The sequence below is a fragment of the Mizugakiibacter sediminis genome (assembly GCF_000953855.2).
In the GTDB taxonomy this organism is placed as follows: domain Bacteria; phylum Pseudomonadota; class Gammaproteobacteria; order Xanthomonadales; family Rhodanobacteraceae; genus Mizugakiibacter; species Mizugakiibacter sediminis.
In genome coordinates this window covers 25,661-46,891 of sequence record NZ_DF970196.1, presented here as the reverse complement: position 1 = coordinate 46,891, position 21,231 = coordinate 25,661, and the positions used below count along the sequence as shown (strand labels likewise).

Below are 21,231 nucleotides of genomic sequence, written 5' to 3'. Positions count from 1 at the left end.
GAACCCTGCTGTTCAGGCGCTCTGCGTCGACGCGCCCCCTGTTTTGGCAACTGCGCGCAGCATGCTGGCCACGATGCGCTCCGCGGCGTCCAGAGCTGCGCCTTCTTCCAGCAGCTCGTATACGGCCACGAGTAATTCGGCTCGTCCCGCCGCGTCTGTAGTGGTCGCGTCCGCAGCGTCCAGCGCACGCTCCAGCACTTCGACGGCCGATTTCAGGATGGCGAGGTCCGGTCTCGCCGGCTTAGAACCCGTGTCCTGCAAGGCTTCCAGGCGTTCCGGTCCTTCGCCAGTCAACACCCAGTTCGCGTTCCAGCCCGCCTTCACAAGCCGCGCCAAGACTTGGGCATCGGGCTCACGCTCGTTTCGTTCGTAGTTGGCGTACGTGCGCAGCGCGACCCCGAGGAAATCGGCCATTTCCCGCTGCGATCTATGGGCACGAATGTGCCCAAGTCGGGTGCCGATCATCGCCGCTCGCCCCTTTCGCACTTTCCCATGACCGAAGTGCGAAACGCCATGCTGGGCAGATTCGCGCTTCGCACTTTCACCAACTCATTGAGCACACGTGATTTTTCTAGGAAAGGCATGGATGTGCCCTTTTGTCGAAAGTGCGAAGCAAAAACGTGCTTGACACAAGGAACATTCGTGCCCATTATCTGCGCCGCATACGGCACCCACCGTAACGACGCGGACAGACGCATGACGCAGACCCAAAAAAAGCCGGCCCCGAAGGACTGGCACCCCGCCGACATCAAGGCGGCCCTCACCAAGGCCGGCTGGTCGTTCAATCAGCTCGGCCTGGCCCACGGCTACACCAGCAAGAGCACGCTGACCGCGGTGCTGCGGCAACCCTGGCCGAAGGCCGAGAGGATCGTGGCCGACGCCATCGGCGTGCATCCGATGACGATCTGGCCCAGCCGCTACCGCGCGGACGGCACGCCCAACCGAGTGAAAGGCCGCCAGCCGGTCCGCCCGGCCGGCGCCTCCGCCGCTGACTTTCGTCAGGGTATCACCGGGGGCAAAGCACGCAATACGCAATCCGGCGCGGGGATTTCGCGGTGAGTGGCGTCGAGGGGGTCGACGGCCGCGTGCCGCCGCTGGACCTGTGCAGCACGACGCGCGACCGGCTGCTCAGCCTGGGCATGGTGTCCGGGCAGCGGGGACGGGGCGTGCTGCGCCCCATCGGGGTCGTGGTCACCTGCTTCAGCGGCCTGTGGCCGCGCGCGGAACGCATCGTCGCCCACGCCTTCACCGGCGCCCTGAAAGGCGATCGGGCGCTGCTGAACGAGGCCGCCTGCACGCTGCTCTGCGGCGGTGCCGAGTTCGCGCTCGATCCGTTGGAAGCGGAGGCCGTGCGCACCTGGCTGGCCAAGGTGTACGCCGCATGAGCCGCCGCGCCGAAAACGCCGTGCTGCTGCTGATCGGCCTCGCGGCGCTGGCCATTCTCTGGAGCCGATCGCAGGGGGTGCTGTGATGACACGTCGCGACTACGTGACGCCCGACCTGTTCGAGGTGCCGCGTCCGGCGGCGCCGCTGCCCGGGTCGATGGACTACCGCACCACGGTGTGCGGTCTGCTCTCGACCATGCTCGAGGAGAGCGGGCAAAGCCGCTTCGCCATTGCGGCGAAGGTCAGCGAACTGACCGGCCGCGAGGTCACCAAGTACATGCTGGACAGCTACTGCGCGGAGTCCCGCGAGGACTACAACGCGCCGGCGTTCATCATGCCGGTGATCGAGGTGGCCGCCGGCAGCTACGTCTACTCCAACTGGCTGGCGAGCATCCGCGGCGGCCGGCTGCTGGTCGGCCGCGACGCGCTCGCGGCCGAGCTGGGCCGCGTGGAGCGCATGAAGGAAGAGCTGGCGCAGCAGGAGCGCGCGATCAAGGACCAGTTGAGGAGGGGGCGGTGATGGACTACTGGACCGACCACACGCCCCCGGCCGGTTGGGCTACCCGATGCCTTGCAGGCTTTCGGCCAGCGAGCCAAGCAAGTCGGCTGCGTCGACTTCTCCAACGCGTCTGGCAGCAGCTTGCGCGCCGGCCAGGTTGCTGAAGAGGCGATCCATGTCGATGGCACCGACTTCGTTCAACGTCTTGATCAGCGCCGTATACCCGTACGTCAGCGCAAGCGCCTTCGCGTCTGCTGGCTTCGGTTCGTTCATGGGGACTCTCCCTGTTGCGGTAGGTGGCGTTGGCAGCGCCGCCGCGCAGGGTAGCAGCCCCCGCCTTTTCGACCCGTCGCGGCTGCCGGGCTGCGCCTCCCCCCTGGGCGCGGCAGGCGCCGCGGCGGGTCGTCCTGCATCGGAGCGGCGCCATGGCTGACGGCTCGGCGCAGGCACCCGTGCAGACGTACGACGTGCAGCGCATCGCGCACGCGCTACGAATCACGAAGCGCGCTGCCGAACTGCGCGCCACACGCGAGCAGTGGCCTTTCACCGAGCAATCCGTCCGCGGCGGCCGCCGCCGGCTGTACGCCCTGGCCGACCTGCCGGACGACGTGCAGCGCGCCCTGCGCCACGCCGACGCCATCGCCGCCGCGCAGGCCGTGCAGGCGAGCCCGGCCTATCAGGCCGGCGAAATCGCCGGCCGCCGCCTCGCCGTCGCCGCCGCAGTGGACGAAGCGGCCTCGCAGCGCGCGATGCAGGCCGGCATGGCCGCCGCCGCCGGCCTGACCGGACGCGCCGCCGCGCGCATGAACGCGCGGCTGGATCTGCTGGTGCGCCTGAACAGCTTCGCCGCGCACCAGCGCGTCGGCATCACCCAGGCGATGGAAGCCTTCTGCGCGGCCTACGCCGCCGGCGAGATCGGCGACGCCAAGACGCGCGCGGCGATCGGCGAGGACGTGTCGCCGTCCAGCCTGCGGCGCTGGCGCCGGGCGCTCAGGACGCGAGGCGCCGCGGCGCTGGCGGGCGACTACGGCAACCGCGCCGGCAGCGGCCTGATCGAAAGCAACCCCACGCTGCTGGAGTTCGTGCTCGGCATGATCGCCAGCACGCCGCACATCGGCGGCAAGCAGTTGCATCGTGCGATCCACGCGCGTTTCGGCGACGCCGACATCGCGCTGCCTACCGTGCGCAGCGTGCAGCGCTGGCTGACCACGTGGAAGGCGAAGAACGGCCAGGTGTTCACCGCGCTGGCCGACCCCGATGCGTGGAAGAACCGCTACATGCTCGGCCTCGGCAATGCCAGCGAGGACGCGACGCACCTCAACGCGCGCTGGGAGTTCGACTCGACGCCAGGCGACGTGATGCTGCTGGACGGGCGGCACACCATCATCGGCATCATCGACGTGTGGTCGCGCCGCGCGCTGTTGCAGGTGCACAAGACAAGCAGCGCGGAGGGCGTATGCCGTGCCTTGCGCCGCGCGCTGCTCGACTGGGGCGTGCCCGAACGCGCCAAGCTCGACAACGGCCAGGACTACGTCAGCGAGCGCGTGCAGCGCACCTTCGCGGGGCTGGGCGTGGACGTGCACCTGTCGGCGCCGTTCAGCCCCTGGGAAAAGCCTCATATCGAGCGTCTTTTCCGCACCTTCTCGCACGACCTGCTGGAGCTGCTGCCGGGCTATATCGGCCACAACGTCGCCGAAGCGCAGGCGCTGCGCGCCAGCAAAAGCTTCGCCGAGCGCCTGTTCAAGAAGAACGAGACGGTGGAAATCCGCCTCACCGCCGCCGAGCTGCAGGCGTTCTGCGACCGCTGGTGCCGCGACCTGTACGCGCACGAACCGCGCCACGGCCTGGGCGGCATGACGGTGTTCGAGCGCGTGGCCAGCGCCGGCGTGGAAGTGCGCCGCGTGGAAGACATGCGCGCGCTCGACCTGCTGATGGCCGAGGCCCCCGGCGACCAGGGGTTGCGCACCGTCGGCAAGAAAGGCATCCGCGACGGCGGCCTGTATTACGCGGCGCCGGAACTGGGTGCACTCGTGGGCCAGCAGGTGCGCGTGCTGTACGACGAAGCCGACCTCGGCCGCGTCGTGGTCTACCACGACGACACCTTCGTCTGTGTGGCGGAGTGTCCCGAAGTGCTGGGCACCTCGCGCCGTGAAATCGCCATCGAAGCCAAGGCGCGGCAGCAGCGCGAGATCGCGGAACGCCGCAAGGAACTCAAAGCGCTGGGCCGCAAGGCCAAGACGCGCGAGATCGCCTTCGAGATCCTCGAGGCGCGCGAGCGCGCCGCCAAGGCGCTGTCCGTGCTGCCGGCGCCGACCGTCGCGCACCTCACGCCCGCCATCGAGCAGGCCGGCGCCGCGGCGGCCGCGCTCGACGCCGCCGACCTGCCGCACGACCAGCGGCCTGTCACCCAGGCCGACATCGACCTGGTGCACCGCATGAACCGCGAGGTGCAGCAGCAGGACGAAAACGAGGAAGACCGCTTCCGCCGCGCCATCCGCCTGCTCGCGCAGGGCGATGCCATCGACGAGATCAACGCGCGCTGGCTCAAGAGCTACCGCGGCACGCCCGAATTCAGCGGGCGGTGGATGGTGTTCGAGGACTTCGGCGGCGAGGCGTTCGGCCTCGGCACCGCTTACGACCACCTGCGCCCGAGCGGCGCCCATCGAGGGGAACTGTGATGCGTACCAAGATCGTACCCGTCAGCAACGTGGCGCGCCTGTCGGCCGCCAGCGAAGCCCTGCTGGACCGCGCCGCCGGCATGCCCGGCATGGGCCTGATCCACGGCGACACCGGGCTCGGCAAGACCACGGCGGTGACCTGGCTGATCACGCGCAACAACGGCGTCTACGTGCGCGCGCTCAGCACCACCACGCCGAGCAGCCTGCTGCGCACCATCGCGCGCGAGCTGGACCTGGACCCGCGCCCGAGCAACGTCGAGACGGTCGAGGCCATCGTGCAGCGCCTGGCCGAGACCGGGCGGCCGCTGTTCGTCGACGAAGCCGATTACCTGGTCAACCGCGCAGCGCTGGTCGAAACCCTGCGCGACATCCACGACCTCGCCACCGTGCCGGTGGTGCTGATCGGCATGGCCGGCATCCAGCGCAAGATCAAGGCGCGCCAGCAGCTCACCGGGCGCATCGCGCAATGGGTGGAGTTCCAGCCCGCGACGCGCGAGGACGTGCGCCTGCTGGCGCAGCACCTGGCCGAGGTGGAGATCGACGACGCGCTGCTGGGCGCGCTGCACGAGGCCACGCACGGCTCCATGCGTCTCGCCGTGGTGGGCCTCTCGCACATCGAGGCGCGCGCCAAGGCCAAGGGGCAGAAGCGCATCGGGCTGGCCGACTGGCCGGCGGGCACGAACTTCTTCTTCGGCGACGCGCCGCGTCGTCCGGCCAAGGCCGCCTGACCATGCTGCCGAAGACGCGCTACTTCACGCTGCGCCAGCGCGCCAGGAAGAAGCGCCGCCAGCGGCTGTGGCAGGCGATGCGCATCATGCGCCAGTTCACCGTGCGCGAGCTGATGGCCGCCTGCGAGGTCGAGGAACGCCGCACGGTGCAGGCCTACCTCAGCCTGCTGCGCCGCGCCGGCTTCCTGCGCGTGGTGCACGCCGACGGCGCGCGCCACGAGCCGTCGCGCTACCACCTGATCCGCGACAGCGGCCCGCACGGCCCGTCGGTAATCCACCGCGGCCGCACCGTGTGGGACCTCAACACCGACAAGGAGTACCCGCTGTGAGCCAAGACGAAGACTGGCTGACCGTGCTGCGCGAAGCCTGCGCCGCCAGCTCGCAGGCCGCGGTGGGCCGGCGCATCGATTACTCGGCCGCCGTGGTCAACCAGGTGCTGAAAGGCACCTACACGGGCGATCTGCGCAGCGTGCGCAAGGCCGTCGAGGGCGCCCTGATGGGGCTCACCGTGAACTGCCCGGTGATCGGCGAGCTGCCGCGCCACCGCTGCCTCGAATACCAGCGCCGCGGTTTCGCCGCCACCAACCCGCTGCGAGTGGCGCTGGCGCAGGCGTGTCCGACGTGTCCGCATCGACGTGGAGCCTCGTCATGAGCATCGTCATCGATCCCGCGCGCGACGACCGGCTGGGCTGGCGCGAGCCGCGCGAGCGCCGGCAGGAATGGAACGACAAGGCGGGCAGCGTCTACGACGAGCATCCGCATACACGCCCCCTGTGGCCGTGGGAGCGCGATCCGGACGACGAACCGCCGCCGTGCGTCGGCGAGCGCTTCCGCGACACGCTGTCCGACATCCACCACGCCGCGGCCGACGCGGCCTCCACCAAGGAATGAACATGTCCACCGACGCCGACAAAATCCGCGAAGCGCTGCGCGCCTCCGGCACCGGCATGACCACCGCCGAGCTGGCCGACGCCACGGGCCTCGATGTCGAAACGATCCGCAAGCAGATGTACGCCGCCAAGCAGCGCGGCGAAGTGCGCGTCGAGATCGTCGACGGCAAGGCGACGTACGCGTTCGAGCCCGGCTATGTGCCGGCACCGCGCGGCCGCCGTCCCCATCGCGGCGATCGCCAGGCGAAGGCGCCTGCCGCCGCGGCGCCGACCGCGCCCGCCACGAGCGAGGAGGCGAAGGCGTCGCCGCTCGCCGAGTTGCTGCAGTTCCTGCGCACCACCGGCGCGATGGCTGACGAGACACTGGAACGCGCGGTGCGCATTCCGCTGCCGCCGCCGGTGATCCTGCAGCTCACTCAGGCCACCAGGGCCCTGCACGGTGCCACGTTCTCGCTGATCGGAGCGCCGCAGTGAGCGAGGCCCCGAAGACCCACCGCGTCACGATCGTCATCGAATCGGTCGAGGGCAGCGACACCGTGAACATGACGATGACCTTCAGCACGCCGCCCGTGCTGAGAGGACAGCCGCCGGCCAGCCAGTATCTGGCCGGCCTCGCCTACGACGCCATCGCCAAGGCATGCCCCGGAGAAGCCCGTGTCCAAGTCGCCCACCACCACTGACATCCCCGCCGGCTACCGGCAGGACGCCCAGGGCCGGCTGGTGCATGAAAGCCAGATCAAGCCCATCGACCAGGCGCGCGACGCGCTGGTCGCCGAGCTGGTCGCCAAGGGCCGCGCCGTGCAGGCCAAGCTGGCCGACTACAAGCGCCAGGCCTTCGCCGACATCGACGCGTTCGTGGCGCTGTCGGCCGAGCAGTACGGCGTGCACCTCGGCGGCCGCAAGGGCAACGTCACGCTGCTCAGCTTCGACGGTCGCTACAAGGTGGTGCGCGCGATCGCCGAACACATCCAGTTCGACGAGCGCCTGCAGGCGGCCAAGGCGCTGATCGACACCTGCCTGCGCGACTGGACCGAGGGCGCGCGCCCCGAGATCGTCACGCTGGTGCAGGACGCCTTTCGCGTCGACGCCGCCGGCAACATCCGCACCGGCAACGTGCTGGCGCTGCGCCGGCTCGACATCGCCGACGCGCGCTGGCAGCGCGCCATGCAGGCCATCGGCGACGCCGTGCAGGTGGTGGGCTCCAAGAGCTATGTCCGCCTGTACGAGCGCGACGACGCCGGCCAGTACCAACCCATCAGCCTGGACATCGCGGGGGTGTGACGTGCAACTGCAGGTGAATGAGAGTGGCGCCTGGCGCCGCGTGGTCGAATTCGATGCGAGCCAGCGCGAGGCCGTGCTGGCGGCGCTGCCGCCGCTGGCGCGCGCGCTCGGCGGCGGCGCGCGCTGGTGCGTGCTGCACGCCGACGGCACGCGGGAATGGCTGGGCACGCTGTCCGAAGCCACCGCCGACTTCGCCCGCGAAGCGGCCACCACGGGAGTCTGAAGATGGATTGGAAGCCGATCACCGCCACCGCGCCCGCGCCCACCGAGGACGTGCTGGTCAGCGCGCTGCTGCCGGGCGAGGACATGCCGCAGACTTTCATGGCGTGGCGGCGCGCGCTCAGGCCGGACGAGTTCGTGTTCAGCGGCACGGAAACGCCGTGCCGCGGCGTCTACGCCTGGGCGCCGGTGCCAGAGCCGGCACCGCGGCCGACGGAGGCCGCATGATGCAGCCGGCCGCCGATCCGCGCGCGGCGCGCCGCCGGCGCCAGCTCGCCGCCATCCACGTCGCGCGGCAGCAGCTCGGCATGGACGACGACGCCTACCGCGACCTGCTGGCGCGCGTGTCGGCCGCGCACGGCCGGAGCGTTCGCAGCAGCGCGGCGCTGGACGCGGCGCAGCGCCGCGCCGTGCTCGACGAGCTGCGCCGCCTCGGCGCCGCGCGACCGCGCGCCGGCCGCATCAAGCCCGCGGCATATCCCGGCCGGCCGCACAACGCCGACAGCCGGGCCATGCCGGACCTGATCACCAAGATCGAGGCGCAGCTCGCCGACATGAAGCTGCCGTGGAGCTACGCCGACGCCATCGCCCGGCAGCAGCACGGCATCGCCCGCGTGGCGTGGGTGCGCCAACCCGATCAACTGCGCGCCATCATCGCCGCACTGCACGTGGAGCAGGAAAAGCGCGACCTCAACACCGCCGTCGATGCCCGCCTCAAGGCGCTGGGCTGGCCGCCCGAGCGCGTGGTCGAGCTGCTGCGCCCGTTGCGGCCGAACTGGCGCCGGCACCGGCCGTCGCTGCGGCTGGTGCTGCAGTACCTGGACGCGCAGGGCTGAGCGATGTCCGTCCGCATCACCTGCCCGAGCTGCGGCACCGACTTTCCGGCGGAAGCCGGCCTGGTCGAAGGCGACGCCAAGCGCCTCGGCGCGGTGCTGGCCGGTATGGAGCCGGTGCTCGGGCGCGCGGCGCTGCAGTACCTGCACCTGTTCAAGCCGGCCAAGACCTCGCTGCGCCTCGCGCGCGCGGTGCGGCTGCTGGCCGAACTGGCCGACCTGGCCGACGCCGGCACCGTCTGCCGCGACGAACGCGCCGGCGTGCGCCGCCCGGCCGCTGCCGAGCTGTGGGCGGCCGGCATCGAGCAGATGCTGATGCAGCGCGATCGCCTGGTGCTGCCGCTCGCCAATCACAACTACTTGCGACAGATCGTTTTCGGGATGGCGGACGCGGCCGAAGCCGCCGCCGAGCGCGCGCGAGCAGGCGCTGCGCGAAGGCCGGCGACCGGCCGCCCCGGCGCCCGTGGTGCAGGAGGATGCGCTCACCAACGAACTGCGCTACCTGGCCAGCCAGCTCGAGTACGGCGCGCTCGACAAGGCGGAGTACGCCAGGCGCGTGGCCGACGCCAAGCGGCGCTACGGAGGTGCGGCATGAGCGAGGACCTGTTCGGCGGCGCCGACCAGCTCGATCCGGCCAAGGCGCTGGAGCACCTGCAGGTGCCGCGCACGCACCGCTGGGAAGGCACGCTGCGCGACATGCTGGACGCGGTGACCCACGCGCTGACGGAGCCGCTGGGCACCGAGCAGGCGCAGCGGCTGGCGCCGGCGGTGGTGCTGACCCTGTGCGACACCGTGGGCGGCAGCGTGTGCTACCTTCCGCGCGGCGCGGTGCTGCACCAGGCGATTCGCGACGCGCAGCTCTTCCACGACTGGCGCTACGGCGGCCTGCTACCGCCGGCGCTGGCCCGGAAGTACCGGCTGGCCGTGCAGACCGTGTACGAGATCATCGCGCGGCAGCGCGAGTTGGCCCGGCGACAGGAGCCGGATTTGTTTGGGTTTCAGGATGAGACAGGGGGATCAACGTGATGAGATGTTGTTCGGGACTGATGTTCATCATCATGGCGCTGGTGCCTGCCTGGGCCAATGCTGCGGAGACGGCAGGGGATGTTGTCAAAAAGCTGGCCATATTGGATGCCCGCGACGGATTCCCCGCCGGGATGCCAGCTTCCAAAGCCACCAATATGCTGGCGCGCGCAGCGGCACTGTGTAAGCCGAACAATGAAGTCGATGATGAAGTTGCTCACCTCGGCGACATGATTGCCTTCACGCACAACCTGCTCAAGAAGCAGAATTTGAACGTCAGCCGCTACGATCTTCTGGACGTTGTCAACGGCATTCTCGGGGACGGTAAGGCAGGACATGACTGCGCCGCCGTGCTGTCGATGTACGCGACCCTGCGTACCATGAAAGAGAAACAGGCGAGCCATATTGAAGCCTACAAGGTGATTCAAGGGCTACGCGACAACGGCATGCTGTGAAGCACCCAAGCCCCGCCCCGCGCGGGGCTTCTTACATCGGGCTGAAACGCAGCCCGCCCCCCATCTAAACGACCTTTGACGGCACCTTTCCGGTGCCGCCGCGCGGCGCCGCCCACGAGGACGCCGCGATGCCTTTCTCTCCGACCCGCACCTGGCGCTGGTGGATCGTCGCCGCCGCGCTGCTGCTCGCCATCGCCATCGTCGCGCCTGCGCAGTTGGGCGTGCTGCTGCTGAAGTTCGGCCAGCAGGTGCTGGCGGCGCTGGTGGGCTACCAGCTCAGCAAGGTTACGCTGATCCACGCCGTGCCGGAGCCGATGCGCGAGGTGCCGGTGGTGTCGGCCGCGCTCACCGTGGGCCGCGCGCTGGTGATGTTGGGCGCCATGCTGGCCGTGGGGCTGGGGCTGTGAGCGGCTGGCTCGGCAATCTGCTCGCGATCGCCGGCTTCTGGATGCTGCTGTGGCCGGCGTGCTCCGCGCGCGCGGCAAAACAGCCGACGGCACCGTACCGCGCCCTGCTCGGCGCCATCGTGCTGCTGTGGGGGCTGATCGCCGGCGCCGGCGCGGCGCACGGCGGCGAACTGCCCAGCGCCGCGCGCGTCTGGCAGCCGACGGTGATTCGGGAGGCGCGCGCCGTGTGGGGCGTGTCGGCGCCGGCGTCGCTGTTCGGCGCGCAGATCCACCAGGAATCGCACTGGGACGCTTCCGCGCGCAGCGCCTATGCCGCCGGCATGGCGCAGTTCACCGCGGCCACCGCGCGCGACATGGCGCGCTGGTACCCCGAGTTGGGGCCGGCCGATGCGGTCAATCCTCGCTGGGCGATCCGCGCGCTGGTGCGCTACGACCGACGCCTGTGGTCGAACCTCGCCGACACGGCGACGGACTGCGACCGCTGGGCGATGACGCTCTCCGCCTACAACGGTGGCAGCGGTTGGCTGACGCGCGACCGCGCCCTGTGCCGACGCGAGATTGCGTGCGACCCCTCGCGCTGGTGGGGTCAGGTCGAGCGCCAAACCCAGCGCGCGGACTGGGCGCGGGCGGAGAACCGCGCCTATCCGTCCCGCATCCTGCTGACGCTGCAACCTCGCTACGAGGACGCCGGCTGGCCCGGTGCGGTGGCGTGCCGTGGCTAAGCCCATGCTGATCGCCGTCGCCGGCATCCTGCTCTGCGCGGTCGCCTGCTGGACGTCGGGCTATCTGCTCGGCCATCGCCGCGGCCACGACGCCGGCGTGGCCGAACAGGCCAAGGCGCTCGCCGCCGCCAGGGCCAACGCCGCCGACCTCGCCGCGCGCCTGCAGACGATGCGCGCCGGCCTTGCCGACGTGCGCACGCGCCTGCAGCAGCAGATCGACGAACACCAACGTCTGGTGCAGCGCGCCGAGCAGGACGTCGCCACACGCGACCAGCGCATCGCCGACCTGCAGCGTGCCGCAAACCAGCGCGCCGCCGACATCCGCAAGGAGACCACCGATGAATCCTGCCAGCCGCTGGCTGATCTGCCTGTATGTCCTGCCGTGGCTCGCCGCCTGTGGCCCCACGCGGACCATCGCACGCCCTGAACCGGTACCGGTGCCGGTGCCGGCCTACAAGCCGCTGCCGGCCGCACTGACCACGCCGCTGGCCGAGCCCGCGCCGCCGCCTGCGCACTGCGTGCTGGGCGGTGTGCCGGCGGTCTGCGTCATCGACGCGCTGGCGTGGGTCGAACAGTGGCGCGCGCTGCTGCAGGCGGCCAACGCCGATCGCGCCGACGCCGCGCGGCTGAGCGCGCCCATCGTCGCACCGGGGACGGCACCGTGAGCCGCGGCAGCGTGGCCACCGCGTCGCTGGAGAGGCTGGCTCAGGGCTGGGACCGCGAGGCCTACGCGCTGGACCAGCAGGCCGCGCGCGATGCGATTGCGCCAATCGAGCGGCGCCTGGCCGGCATGCAGGCGCGCACACGGCGCGCCTGCGCCGACGAGCTGCGCCGCCTGCTGATGCAGGAGGGCCTGCGTGGCTGACGTGATCGACCAGGCCAACGACTTGGCCGACAGCGAGCGCTCCGCGCTGGTGCGCCTGCAGGTGGCGCGCGGCCAGCAGCCGCGCGTGCCGCCGCAGCACGCCACCGACGGCCGGCGCATCTGCATCGACTGTGGCGAGCCGATTTCGCACCAGCGCCTCGCCGCGGTGCCCAACGCCGTGGCCTGCACCGACTGCGAGGCCGCCGCCGAGCACCGCGACCGCCACCACCGCCGGAGAAGCCCGTGGGCACCGTGATCCAGCTCAACGCGCGCGAGGTGCTGATCCTCATCGGCGCTTTCACCGGCCTGGTGTTCGGCTTCGGGCGCCTGCTGCTGGCGCAGTTCGAGAAGCGCATGGACGAACGTTTCCGGGCGCAGTCCGATCTGCGCGACGAGGAGAAGCGCTCGCACGCGCAGCGCATGGAAGCGATCGAGAACAGCCTGGAGTCCACGGCGGGGCGCATTACCGACGTGGTGCATCGAGTGGAGAAACTGCACGCCTCGCTGCCGCTCGAGTACGTGCGCCGTGAGGACTGGATTCGCTTCGCCAGCACCATCGACGCCAAGCTGGACCGCCTGGCCGACATGATCACCTACCGCAATCGAGGGGCACCCCGTGAGTGACATCGACCTCAGCAAGACCCTGCGAGAACAGGTGCGCTGGCGCATCCTGCGCATCCTGGACGTGGGCCGCCCCGGCGGCGTGACCGAGGACACCCTGCAGCTCGCGCTGGACGACGCGCGGCTGCCGGTGACCCCGCACGAGCTGCGCCGCGAGCTGGACTATCTCGAGGACCGCAAGCTGATCACGATCATCGACCGCGACACGTCCACCTGGTCGGCCGAGCTGACGCACCACGGCGTCGACGTCGTCGAGTACACGGTGCCGTGCCTGCCCGGCATCGCCCGTCCGCCGAGGCGGTGAGCCCATGCCCCCGCGCAGCAAGATCGCGCGCCTGCCGCCGGCGGTGAAAGACTGGCTGGACAAGGCGCTGGTGGAGTCGAACTTCAGCGGCTACGAGGCGCTGGCCGCCGAGCTGCGTGCACGCGGCTACGACGTCAGCAAGACCGCCGTGCACCACTACGGGCAGGAGTTCGAGGACCGCTTGCACGACCTGAGGATCGCGCACGAGCAGGCCAAGGCCGTGGTGTCGGTGGTGCCCGACGAAGAAGGTGCGATGAACGACGCGCTTGTGCGGCTGGTGCAGGACCGCCTGTTCAAGCTGCTGCGCAGCGGCGACGGCAAGATCGACCTGGCCAAGGTAGGGCGCGCGATCGCCGACCTCGGCCGCGCCAGCATCCAGCAGAAGAAGTGGCAGGCGGAGGTGCGGGCGAAGGTGGAAGCGGCGGCGCAGCAGGTGGAGGCCAAGTGCCGCGCGGCGGGAATCAGCCCGGAGACGCTGGCCAGCATCACCCAGGACATCTACGGCATCGCATGAACGCGCCCGCGCTCCCGCTGTACGCCTACCAGCAGCGCTGGCTCGCCGACGACAGCCGCTTCAAGATCGCCATGTTCGCGCGCCAGTGCGGCAAGACGTTCACCAGCACGCTGGAGCTGGTGCTTGACTGCGTGCGCGCCGAAGCGCTGGGCCAGCGTCGGCGTTGGGTGATCCTGTCTCGCGGCGAGCGGCAGGCGCGCGAGGCGATCAACGAGGGCGTGAAGCTGCATTTGCGGGCGCTGCAAGCCGGCTTCAACGACTACGAATACGGCTGGGCGCCGGACACCCGCGCGCTGGAAGTGGAGCTGCCGGGTGGCAGCAAGATCACCGCGCTGCCGGCCAACCCGGACACCGCGCGCGGTTTCAGCGCCAACGTGCTGCTGGACGAGTTCGCGTTCCACCAGGACAGCCGCGCGATCTGGCGCGCGCTGTTCCCGGTGATCTCCAAACCCGGTCTCAAGCTGCGCGTGATCTCCACGCCCAACGGCAAGGGCAACAAGTTCTACGACCTCATGAGCGGCCACGACGACGGCTGGTCGCGGCACGTCACCGACATCTACCAGGCCGTCGCCGATGGCCTGCCGCGCGACATCGAGGAGCTGCGCCGCGGCGCCGGTGACGAGGACCTGTGGGCGCAGGAGTTCGAGCTGAAGTGGCTCGACGAGGCCAGCGCCTGGCTGGACTTCGATCTGATCACCGGCTGCGAGCACGACGCCGCCGGCATGCCCGAGCATTACCAGGGCGGCCCGTGTTTCATCGGCGTGGACATCGCTGCGCGCAACGACCTGTTCGTGATCTGGGTGCTGGAGCAGGTCGGCGACGTGCTGTGGACGCGCGAAATCGTCGAGCGCAAGCGCGCCAGCTTCGCCGAGCAGGACATGCTGCTGGACGACGTATTCCGCCGCTACCGCGTGCTGCGGGCCTGCATGGACCAGACGGGCATGGGCGAGAAGCCGGTGGAGGACGCCAGGCGCCGCCACGGCGAGGCGCGCGTGGAGGGCGTGCTGTTCACCGGCCCGAACAAGCTGACGCTCGCCACGCGCGGCCGCGAGCACTTCGAGGACCGGCGCCTGCGCATTCCCGCCGGGCGCAACGAGCTGCGCGCGGATCTGCACAAGCTGCGCCGGGTCAGCAGCCCGACCGGCGCGCCGCGCTTCGTCGCCGACGCCGACAGCAACGGCCACGCCGACCGGGCGTGGGCGTGCTTCCTCGCCGTCAACGCCGCCGGCGGCGGGCAGGAAACCTTCGCGTACCACCGCATCGCGCCCGACGCCGAGCTGCCGCGCGCGATCAAGCGCGGCGCCGGCTGGCGCGCCGCAAAGGGTATCTTCTGACCATGGCCATCTCGCGCATCCTCGGCCCCGACGGCCGCCCGATCGAACTCGACACGCTCACCGAGGAGCTGGCGGCTCCCAGCATCACCGGCATCCGCCAGGTGTGGTACCCGTCGGTGGCCAACGGGCTCACGCCGACGCGGCTGGCCGACATCCTGCAGGGCGCCGCCGACGGCAACGCCTACGACTACCTCACGCTGGCCGAGGAGATGGAGGAGCGCGATCTCCACTACGCCAGCGTGCTCGGCACGCGCAAGCTGGCACTGTCGGCGCTGGATGTGCGCGTGGAGGCGGCCAGCGACGACGCCGACGACGTGCGCCGCGCCGACGCGCTGCGCGAGGTGGTGGCCGCGCCGGAGTTCGGCGAATTGGTGGCCGACCTGGTCGATGCGCTCGGCAAGGGCTACGCGGTGAGCGAGATCCTGTGGGATCGCAGCGGCAAGACGTGGATGCCCGAGCGCTACGCGCCGCGCGACCCGCGCTTCTTCCAGTTCGACCGCGAGACCGGCCGCGAGCTGCGCCTGCTTGATGCGTCCGACCTGGTCGATGGCGTGCCGCTGGCGCCGTACAAGTTCATCGTGCACCTGCCGCGCATTCGCGCCGGCCTGCCGATCCGCGGCGGCTTGGCGCGCCTCGCCGCCGTGGCGTACATGTGCAAGGCGTGGACGTGGCGCGACTGGATGGCGTTCGCCGACATCTACGGCCTGCCCATGCGCGTGGGCCGCTACGGGCCGGGCGCGAGCGAGGACGACATCGCCAAGCTGCTGGCGGCGGTGGCCAACCTCGGCAGCGATGCGGCGGCGGCGATCCCGGACAGCATGCGCATCGACTTCGAGCAGGCCGCGCAGACGCAGGGCGCCGGCGAGTTCTTCCGGTCGCTCGCCGAGTGGTGGGACAAGCAAGTCAGCAAGGGCGTGCTCGGCCAGACCATGACCGCCGACGACGGCGCCAGCCTGGCCCAGGCGCAGGTGCACCAGCTCGTGCGCCTGGACATTCTCACCGCCGACGCCAAGGCGCTTTCGAACACGCTGCAACGGCAACTGGTGCGGCCTTTCATCGACCTGAACTTCGGGCAGGCCGGCCGCTATCCGCGCCTGGACCTGGTGGTGCCGAAGCCGGAGAACACGCAGCTCCTGGTCGACGCCTTGCAGAAGCTGGTGCCGCTCGGTTTGGAAGTCGAGCAGAGCGTGATCCGCGACAAGCTGGGCCTGCCCGACCCGGACAAGGGCGCCGTGCTACTGCGCCAGCCGACGGCGGCGCCGCCCACCGCCACTGCGGCAAACCGCGAGCAGCCGGCCGCGGCGCCGGCCGACACAGCCGATCGCATGACCGGCCAGCTCGAGCAGGATCTGCAGCCGACCACCGATGCGTGGCTGGACCGCATCCACGCGCTGGTGCAGCGCGCGCAATCGTTCGACGAGATCCGCGAGGGGCTGCTGGCGCTCACCGGTGAGCTGAGCCTGGACGACTACGCGCGCGCCATGCAGCAGGCGCTCACCGCCGCCAGCATGGCCGGCCGCTATGACATCCTGCAGGAGGCCGGCGGTGGCTGACCCGCAGGGCCGCGCCTTCAACCTGCCGTTCAAGGAGCAGGCGGCCTTCTTCCAGCGCAAGGTCAACGTCCCCACGCAACGCTGGGACGACCTGCAGCGCGAGGATCACGCGCACGGCTTCATGGTCGCCGGCGTGACCCGCATGGACATGCTCGACGACTTCCGCCAGGCGGTGGAGCAGTACCAGGCCGGCGCCACGCTGGAGCAGTTCCGCACCGACTTCGATCGCATCGTGGCGAAGTACGGCTGGAGCTACCGCGGCTCGCGCAACTGGCGCAGCCGCATCATCGCCGAAACGAACCTGCGCACCAGCTACCAGGCGGGACGCTGGGAGCAGTTGCAGGCGATCAAGCACCGCCGCCCGTACTGGGAGTACGTGCACGCCGACGGCGAAGCGCATCCGCGCCCCCAACACCTGGCGTGGAACGGCAAGGTGCTGTCGGCGGACGATCCGTGGTGGGGCGTGCACTATCCGCCCAACGGCTGGGGCTGCAAGTGCACCGTGCGCGCGCTGTCGCCGCGGGATCTGGCCGCGCGCGGCAAGGACGGCCCCGACCCCGCGCCCGAGGATCCGCCACAGGCCGACGGCCAGCCGGCCGGCGTCGACAAGAGCTTCGACTACAACGTCGGCACGGCCGCGCGCTCGATGCCGGCCGCCGTGCGCTTCGGCCAGCGCGTGATGGGCCTGCCGCCGGCGTGGCGCGACGCGGTGCTGGCCGACGCGCAGCGGCGGCCGACGGACCTGTTCGCGGACTGGCCGGCCGTCGTGACGCGCGCCGTCGGGGAGACGGCCGCGCTGGCGCGGCAGCCGAAAGGCACGGCGCATCCGCTGGGGTTCCTGCGGCCGCAGGTGGCGCAGGCGCTGGAAGCCGGCGCCGGGCTGGAGGAGCGCCGCTTCGTCGCACCGCGCGCCGACACCGCGCTGTTGGGCGCCGACGATACGCAGGTCTACCACGCGCTGCGCTCGGCAACGGGCGCCGTCGACGCCCGGCTGGCGCAGGCGCTGAAGGAACTGCCACAGCGTTTGGCCGACCCGGCCACGACGGTGCTGTGGGACACGGCGCCGCCGGATCAGCGCAACGCCGCGCCGTCGCTGATCTACGCCTGGGCGCTGCAGGACGGGCGCTGGGTGAAGGCGGTGTTCCGCTTGGACGAGCGCCGCGGCGGCCGCGCCATGCGCAAGGCGCAACTGGCGGCCAACTGGCTGGTCACGGTGGAGATCGTGGAGGCCTACAACCTGGCCGAAGCGAAGTACGTGCGGCTGGCCGGGGAGGTGAAGTAGTGCGGACGCGGGCCGGATTCGAACCGGATAATACGCTGGCGGACCACCGTAACCGTTCCCATTGGAAACACCGCGTCCGTGGGGTCATTGTACGCCCCGCCGATCGCGCCGCAAGCGAGGGGGCGTCATGGCCGGCGCGATGATCGAAGTCCGCGTCGACGGCCGCGCCGGTGCCGAACTGGCCAGGATCGCCGATCGCGCGGGCGACCTGGCCGACGCGCTGCGCGAGTTCGGCGAGTACCTGCTGGAATCCCACGACCGGCGCTTCGCGCAGGGCGTGGCGCCGAACGGCGCGCCCTGGGCGCCGCTGGCCGCCAGCACGCTGGCGCGCAAGCGCGGGCCAGGCATCCTGCGCGAGAGCCAGCGCCTGCGCCAGAGCCTGCGCTACCAGCTCGCCGGCGACACGCTGCAGTTCGGCACCGACGTCGTCTATGCCGCCGCCCAGCAGTTCGGCCTGCCCGCGCGCACCCTTCGGCCGAAGCACGGCAAGGCGCTGTGGTGGCCGGGTCTGCCGCATCCGGTCGCCGCCGTCCACCACCCCGGCCTGCCGCCGAGGCCCTTCATCGGCGTGTCCGACGACGACCTCGCCGAACTGGGCCGGATCGTGGCCGGCTACCTGCTCGACGGGGCGACCGCCTGAGCGGGCCTGTGAGCGCCACGGAGGGCTCCGGTGCGGTTGGGGTATTCCCGGCGGGGCGGGCCGGGCCGTTAAACGGGTTTTAAATGCCTCTGGCGCCCGTTAGGCTTGCGCATCGGGAACGGGGAGGCCACGGAATGGAAGATATGAGCACCAGCATTGTCCTGCGCTACGCCGGTACGGCCGTCGAGGCCGGCGCGATGGACGTGTATGCCGCCGCTGCCAACATGGTGGCCTTTTCCGATTTCGTCGTCGCGGCCGCGCACGGCGTCTTCGGCGAGCAGACGGAGGTGCGCGCTGAGGTGCGCGCCTTCCAGCGCGGATCGTTCGCCACGGACCTGATGTTTCACCTGGCCGGCGCCGCCGCCAGCGTCCTTGCCACGACGTCCGACACGGGCCGCCTGCTCACCACCATCAAGGAAGCACTGGGGCTATACCGTTTTCTCCACGGACAGGCGCCGGCGAAGGTCGAGCACACGTCGGACCGCTCGGTGCATGTCACCAACAACACCGGGCAGGTCATCACCATCAACATCGAGTCGCTGGCTCTGACGCTCAACAGTCGCGCCGGCGAGGCCGTGCAAACGTTCGTCGCCGGCGCGCTCGATCGACCGGGCATGGAGTCGGTCAGCGTGTCCGATGCCCAAGGGGCGCCTCTCGCTTCGGTGCAGCAGGGCGAGGCCTCCTACTACCGCCGCATCGACACCGACCAGCTTCTTCTGGAGAATGTCGTGCGGCAAGCGCTCATGATCGAGATGCCGAGCTTCAAGGATGGCAACAAGTGGCGATTCTGGGACGGCCAGAACTCGGTCCCCATCGCCATCGAGGATGAAGCGTTCCTGCGCCGGGTGGATGCCGGCGAGCCCTTCCGCAAGGGCGACGTGCTGATCGTGGACCTGCGCGTGACGCAGATCCGCTCCGGTCCGAACCTCAAGACCGAGCGCACGATCGTCAAGGTTGCGGAGCACAAGGAACGCGTGGGCGACCAGCTCCCGCTGATCGGCTAGCCTTACACCCACCTGAAACCCCGCCCCGCATGCCGCTCGCCACGATGGCGGCATGCCGCATCGCACGCACCGCTTTGCCCTGAACGTCGAGCTGATGCCCTCCGCCGAGGGCGCGGCGCCGACGTGGGTGGAACTGATTCCCGCCGGCCCCGACGTGGTCGGCCGCGACGGTCGCCGCTGGACCTTCGACCCGGCCGCGGCCGACGCCGTGCTCGCCGCGTTCGCGCAGCGCGGCATCGATCTGCTGATCGACTGGGAACACGCCAGCGAGACCCGCGCCCCGAACGGCCTCGAGGCCCCTGCCGCCGGCTGGACCCAGCAGCTGGAGCTGCGCGACGGCAACGCGCTGTGGGGCCGCGTCGAGTGGACGCCGCGCGCCGCGCAGCAGATCGCCGACCGCGAGTACCGCTTCCTCTCGCCCGTGTTCGAGTACGAGCCGGCCACCGGCCGCATCGTGCGTCTCGTCAGCGCGGCGCTGACCAACAAGCCCAACCTGCCGCTCAAGGCCCTCAACCAGGAGAACCCCTCCGTGTCCCTTTCCGCAGCTCTTGCCGCGGCGCTCGGTCTCGCCACCGACGCCACCGACGAGGCGGCCGTCGCCGCCGTGAACCAACTCAAGGCCACCGCCACGGCGGCGAACCGCGAGCAGACCCCCAGCCTGGACAAGTACGTGCCGCGCGCCGACTACGACCAGGTGCTGGCGCGCGCCACCAATGCCGAGCAGGCGCTGGCCGAGCGCAAGCGGGCCGACCACAAGGCAGCCGTGGACGCCGCGATCGATGCCGCGCTCAAGGCCGGCAAGATCGCGCCGGCCAGCGCCGACTACTACCGCGCCACCTGCGCCGAGCAGGACGGCCTGGAGCGCTTCAAGGCGTTCGTCGCCACGGCGCCCGGCATCGCCGACCCGTCCGGCCTGGACGGCCGCAAGCCGGCCGGCACCGCCACCGCGCTCAACGCCGAGGAGCAGGCCGTCGCCCGCGCCTTCGGCATGAGCGCCGAGGACTACGCGAAGGCGAAGAGCGCCTGAGCGCCACCACGAGGACACCACCGACATGATCATCACGCCTTCCTCGCTCACCGCGCTCTTCGTCGCCTTCCGCGCCGAATTCCAGCGCGCGCAGGCGGACACCCCGACCGACTGGCAGAAGATCGCCACCGAAGTCCCGTCGACCAGCAAGAGCAACACCTACGGCTGGCTTGGCCAGTTCCCGCAGTTCCGCGAATGGGTCGGCGACCGCGTGCTGAAGGACCTCGCGGCGCACGGCTACAGCATCGACAACAAGTCGTTCGAGTCGTCGGTCGCGGTGGACCGCGACGACATCGAGGACGACAACATCGGCATCTACAAGCCGCTGTTCGTCGAGATGGGCCGCGCCGCCAAGGCGCATCCGGACGAGCTGGTGTTCGCGCTGCTCAAGGCCGGCACCAGCACGCTGTGCTACGACGGCCAGAACTTCTTCGACACCGACCACCCGGTCTACCCGAACGCGGACGGCACGGGCGTGGCGGTGTCGGTGGCCAACGCCGACGTGGACACCGTCGCGCGGCCGAACAACCCGACCTGGTACCTGCTGGACGTCAGCCGCGCGCTCAAGCCGGTGATCTTCCAGAAGCGCCGCGACTACAACCTCGCGGCCATGACCAAGCAGGACGACGAGGCGGTGTTCACCAGCAAGAAGTATCGCTACGGCGTGGATGCGCGCGTGAACGTGGGCTTCGGCTTCTGGCAGTTCGCCTTCGCCAGCAACCAGGCGCTCGACGCCACCGGCTATGCCGCCGCGCGCAAGGCCATGCAGGGCTACACCGCCGACGGCGGCCGCCCGCTGGGCATCCGCCCGAACCTGCTGGTGGTGCCGCCTTCGCTGGAAGGCGCCGCGCGCAGCCTGCTGGTCAAGGACGCGCAAGGCGGCAACCAGTGGGCCGGCACCGCCGATCTGCTGGTCACGCCCTGGCTGACCTGAGCCCGGATCGGAGCGAGCTGATCGCCGTTCATC

Annotated in this window: 34 protein-coding genes; 32 read left to right on the top strand and 2 right to left on the bottom strand. The window is 70.6% G+C overall.

Annotated elements, in window-relative coordinates; genetic code table 11:
• Nucleotides 1-12: 12 nt before the first annotated feature.
• Entirely contained in the window at nt 13-465 is a 453-nt protein-coding gene (locus MBSD_RS08375; protein WP_082306564.1) for a helix-turn-helix domain-containing protein, read from the bottom strand.
• A gap of 231 nt (nt 466-696) precedes the next feature.
• Between MBSD_RS08375 and MBSD_RS08370 the strand changes: the two genes are divergently transcribed.
• The 3 genes from MBSD_RS08370 (at nt 697) to MBSD_RS08360 (ending at nt 1,905) form a co-directional block, all read left to right on the top strand.
• Nucleotides 697-1,059, top strand: a complete 363-nt coding sequence (locus MBSD_RS08370) for a helix-turn-helix domain-containing protein (protein WP_082306563.1) — start codon at nt 697-699, stop codon at nt 1,057-1,059.
• A complete protein-coding gene (locus tag MBSD_RS08365; RefSeq protein ID WP_062536848.1) occupies nt 1,056-1,385 on the top strand; it encodes a hypothetical protein in 330 nt (109 codons plus the stop codon). The genes MBSD_RS08370 and MBSD_RS08365 overlap by 4 nt, the downstream gene beginning before the upstream one ends.
• 85 nt (nt 1,386-1,470) lie before the next feature.
• A complete protein-coding gene (locus MBSD_RS08360; RefSeq protein ID WP_062536845.1) occupies nt 1,471-1,905 on the top strand; it encodes a hypothetical protein in 435 nt (144 codons plus the stop codon).
• A 39-nt stretch (nt 1,906-1,944) separates the two neighbouring features.
• Here MBSD_RS08360 and MBSD_RS08355 read toward each other — a convergent pair whose 3' ends face one another.
• A complete protein-coding gene (locus MBSD_RS08355; RefSeq protein WP_062536844.1) occupies nt 1,945-2,157 on the bottom strand; it encodes a hypothetical protein in 213 nt (70 codons plus the stop codon).
• 152 nt (nt 2,158-2,309) lie between these two features.
• Between MBSD_RS08355 and MBSD_RS08350 the strand changes: the two genes are divergently transcribed.
• The 29 genes from MBSD_RS08350 (at nt 2,310) to MBSD_RS08210 (ending at nt 21,198) form a co-directional block, all read left to right on the top strand.
• Complete coding sequence (locus MBSD_RS08350; protein ID WP_062536842.1) at nt 2,310-4,562, top strand: Mu transposase C-terminal domain-containing protein; 2,253 nt, start codon at nt 2,310-2,312, stop codon at nt 4,560-4,562.
• The gene (locus MBSD_RS08345; protein ID WP_062536840.1) at nt 4,562-5,290 is read left to right on the top strand and encodes an AAA family ATPase; all 729 of its coding nucleotides are present in this window, start codon (nt 4,562-4,564) and stop codon (nt 5,288-5,290) included. The genes MBSD_RS08350 and MBSD_RS08345 overlap by 1 nt, the downstream gene beginning before the upstream one ends.
• A 2-nt stretch (nt 5,291-5,292) precedes the next feature.
• Nucleotides 5,293-5,619 (top strand): hypothetical protein, encoded by a 327-nt coding sequence (locus tag MBSD_RS08340; RefSeq protein WP_062536838.1) that lies wholly within the window; start codon nt 5,293-5,295, stop codon nt 5,617-5,619.
• Entirely contained in the window at nt 5,616-5,942 is a 327-nt protein-coding gene (locus tag MBSD_RS08335) for a hypothetical protein (RefSeq protein WP_062536836.1), read from the top strand. Before MBSD_RS08340 ends, MBSD_RS08335 begins: the two co-directional genes overlap by 4 nt.
• Entirely contained in the window at nt 5,939-6,181 is a 243-nt protein-coding gene (locus MBSD_RS08330; RefSeq protein ID WP_062536834.1) for a hypothetical protein, read from the top strand. Before MBSD_RS08335 ends, MBSD_RS08330 begins: the two co-directional genes overlap by 4 nt.
• Before the next feature lie 2 nt (nt 6,182-6,183).
• Nucleotides 6,184-6,654: a hypothetical protein gene (locus MBSD_RS08325; RefSeq protein WP_062536832.1), complete on the top strand. Its 471-nt coding sequence runs from the start codon at nt 6,184-6,186 to the stop codon at nt 6,652-6,654.
• Entirely contained in the window at nt 6,651-6,860 is a 210-nt protein-coding gene (locus tag MBSD_RS08320; RefSeq protein ID WP_062536830.1) for a hypothetical protein, read from the top strand. The genes MBSD_RS08325 and MBSD_RS08320 overlap by 4 nt, the downstream gene beginning before the upstream one ends.
• The gene (locus MBSD_RS08315; RefSeq protein ID WP_062536828.1) at nt 6,835-7,461 is read left to right on the top strand and encodes a DUF3164 family protein; all 627 of its coding nucleotides are present in this window, start codon (nt 6,835-6,837) and stop codon (nt 7,459-7,461) included. The genes MBSD_RS08320 and MBSD_RS08315 overlap by 26 nt, the downstream gene beginning before the upstream one ends.
• Nucleotides 7,462-7,474: 13 nt before the next feature.
• Nucleotides 7,475-7,684 (top strand): hypothetical protein, encoded by a 210-nt coding sequence (locus MBSD_RS08310; protein WP_148667839.1) that lies wholly within the window; start codon nt 7,475-7,477, stop codon nt 7,682-7,684.
• Between the two features lie 2 nt (nt 7,685-7,686).
• Nucleotides 7,687-7,908 (top strand): hypothetical protein, encoded by a 222-nt coding sequence (locus MBSD_RS08305; RefSeq protein WP_062536824.1) that lies wholly within the window; start codon nt 7,687-7,689, stop codon nt 7,906-7,908.
• Complete coding sequence (locus MBSD_RS08300; protein WP_201797472.1) at nt 7,905-8,516, top strand: regulatory protein GemA; 612 nt, start codon at nt 7,905-7,907, stop codon at nt 8,514-8,516. The genes MBSD_RS08305 and MBSD_RS08300 overlap by 4 nt, the downstream gene beginning before the upstream one ends.
• Nucleotides 8,517-8,519: 3 nt before the next feature.
• Nucleotides 8,520-9,539: a Mor transcription activator family protein gene (locus MBSD_RS15590; RefSeq protein WP_201797471.1), complete on the top strand. Its 1,020-nt coding sequence runs from the start codon at nt 8,520-8,522 to the stop codon at nt 9,537-9,539.
• A gap of 20 nt (nt 9,540-9,559) precedes the next feature.
• Nucleotides 9,560-9,991, top strand: coding sequence for a hypothetical protein (locus tag MBSD_RS08290; RefSeq protein ID WP_062536818.1), 432 nt, complete (start codon nt 9,560-9,562; stop codon nt 9,989-9,991).
• Between the two features lie 128 nt (nt 9,992-10,119).
• Nucleotides 10,120-10,398: a putative holin gene (locus MBSD_RS08285; RefSeq protein WP_148667838.1), complete on the top strand. Its 279-nt coding sequence runs from the start codon at nt 10,120-10,122 to the stop codon at nt 10,396-10,398.
• Nucleotides 10,395-11,120: a transglycosylase SLT domain-containing protein gene (locus MBSD_RS08280; protein WP_062536814.1), complete on the top strand. Its 726-nt coding sequence runs from the start codon at nt 10,395-10,397 to the stop codon at nt 11,118-11,120. The genes MBSD_RS08285 and MBSD_RS08280 overlap by 4 nt, the downstream gene beginning before the upstream one ends.
• Nucleotides 11,113-11,547 carry a hypothetical protein gene (locus MBSD_RS08275; protein WP_148667837.1) on the top strand — a complete coding sequence of 145 codons (435 nt, stop codon included), beginning with the start codon at nt 11,113-11,115 and terminating at the stop codon, nt 11,545-11,547. The genes MBSD_RS08280 and MBSD_RS08275 overlap by 8 nt, the downstream gene beginning before the upstream one ends.
• Complete coding sequence (locus MBSD_RS08270) at nt 11,459-11,785, top strand: hypothetical protein (protein ID WP_148667836.1); 327 nt, start codon at nt 11,459-11,461, stop codon at nt 11,783-11,785. Before MBSD_RS08275 ends, MBSD_RS08270 begins: the two co-directional genes overlap by 89 nt.
• A complete protein-coding gene (locus tag MBSD_RS08265; RefSeq protein ID WP_062536808.1) occupies nt 11,782-11,985 on the top strand; it encodes a hypothetical protein in 204 nt (67 codons plus the stop codon). Before MBSD_RS08270 ends, MBSD_RS08265 begins: the two co-directional genes overlap by 4 nt.
• Nucleotides 11,978-12,241, top strand: coding sequence for a TraR/DksA C4-type zinc finger protein (locus tag MBSD_RS08260; RefSeq protein ID WP_082306562.1), 264 nt, complete (start codon nt 11,978-11,980; stop codon nt 12,239-12,241). The genes MBSD_RS08265 and MBSD_RS08260 overlap by 8 nt, the downstream gene beginning before the upstream one ends.
• Entirely contained in the window at nt 12,229-12,609 is a 381-nt protein-coding gene (locus MBSD_RS08255; RefSeq protein ID WP_062536804.1) for a hypothetical protein, read from the top strand. The genes MBSD_RS08260 and MBSD_RS08255 overlap by 13 nt, the downstream gene beginning before the upstream one ends.
• On the top strand, nt 12,602-12,910 hold the full coding sequence (locus MBSD_RS08250) for a hypothetical protein (RefSeq protein ID WP_237071769.1): 309 nt from the start codon (nt 12,602-12,604) through the stop codon (nt 12,908-12,910). Before MBSD_RS08255 ends, MBSD_RS08250 begins: the two co-directional genes overlap by 8 nt.
• A gap of 4 nt (nt 12,911-12,914) precedes the next feature.
• The gene (locus MBSD_RS08245; protein ID WP_062536800.1) at nt 12,915-13,424 is read left to right on the top strand and encodes a DUF3486 family protein; all 510 of its coding nucleotides are present in this window, start codon (nt 12,915-12,917) and stop codon (nt 13,422-13,424) included.
• On the top strand, nt 13,421-14,758 hold the full coding sequence (locus MBSD_RS08240; RefSeq protein ID WP_062536798.1) for a terminase large subunit domain-containing protein: 1,338 nt from the start codon (nt 13,421-13,423) through the stop codon (nt 14,756-14,758). The genes MBSD_RS08245 and MBSD_RS08240 overlap by 4 nt, the downstream gene beginning before the upstream one ends.
• A gap of 2 nt (nt 14,759-14,760) precedes the next feature.
• On the top strand, nt 14,761-16,311 hold the full coding sequence (locus tag MBSD_RS08235; protein WP_062536797.1) for a DUF935 domain-containing protein: 1,551 nt from the start codon (nt 14,761-14,763) through the stop codon (nt 16,309-16,311).
• Nucleotides 16,304-17,593 (top strand): phage minor head protein, encoded by a 1,290-nt coding sequence (locus tag MBSD_RS08230; RefSeq protein ID WP_062536795.1) that lies wholly within the window; start codon nt 16,304-16,306, stop codon nt 17,591-17,593. The genes MBSD_RS08235 and MBSD_RS08230 overlap by 8 nt, the downstream gene beginning before the upstream one ends.
• Before the next feature lie 127 nt (nt 17,594-17,720).
• Nucleotides 17,721-18,233 (top strand): phage virion morphogenesis protein, encoded by a 513-nt coding sequence (locus MBSD_RS08225; RefSeq protein WP_062536793.1) that lies wholly within the window; start codon nt 17,721-17,723, stop codon nt 18,231-18,233.
• A gap of 143 nt (nt 18,234-18,376) precedes the next feature.
• Nucleotides 18,377-19,237: an LAPAL motif-containing putative phage structural protein gene (locus tag MBSD_RS08220; RefSeq protein WP_062536791.1), complete on the top strand. Its 861-nt coding sequence runs from the start codon at nt 18,377-18,379 to the stop codon at nt 19,235-19,237.
• Nucleotides 19,238-19,289: 52 nt separating this feature from the next.
• Nucleotides 19,290-20,264, top strand: coding sequence for a phage protease (locus MBSD_RS08215; protein WP_062536790.1), 975 nt, complete (start codon nt 19,290-19,292; stop codon nt 20,262-20,264).
• A 25-nt stretch (nt 20,265-20,289) separates the two neighbouring features.
• Entirely contained in the window at nt 20,290-21,198 is a 909-nt protein-coding gene (locus MBSD_RS08210; protein ID WP_062536788.1) for a Mu-like prophage major head subunit gpT family protein, read from the top strand.
• Nucleotides 21,199-21,231: the final 33 nt, after the last annotated feature.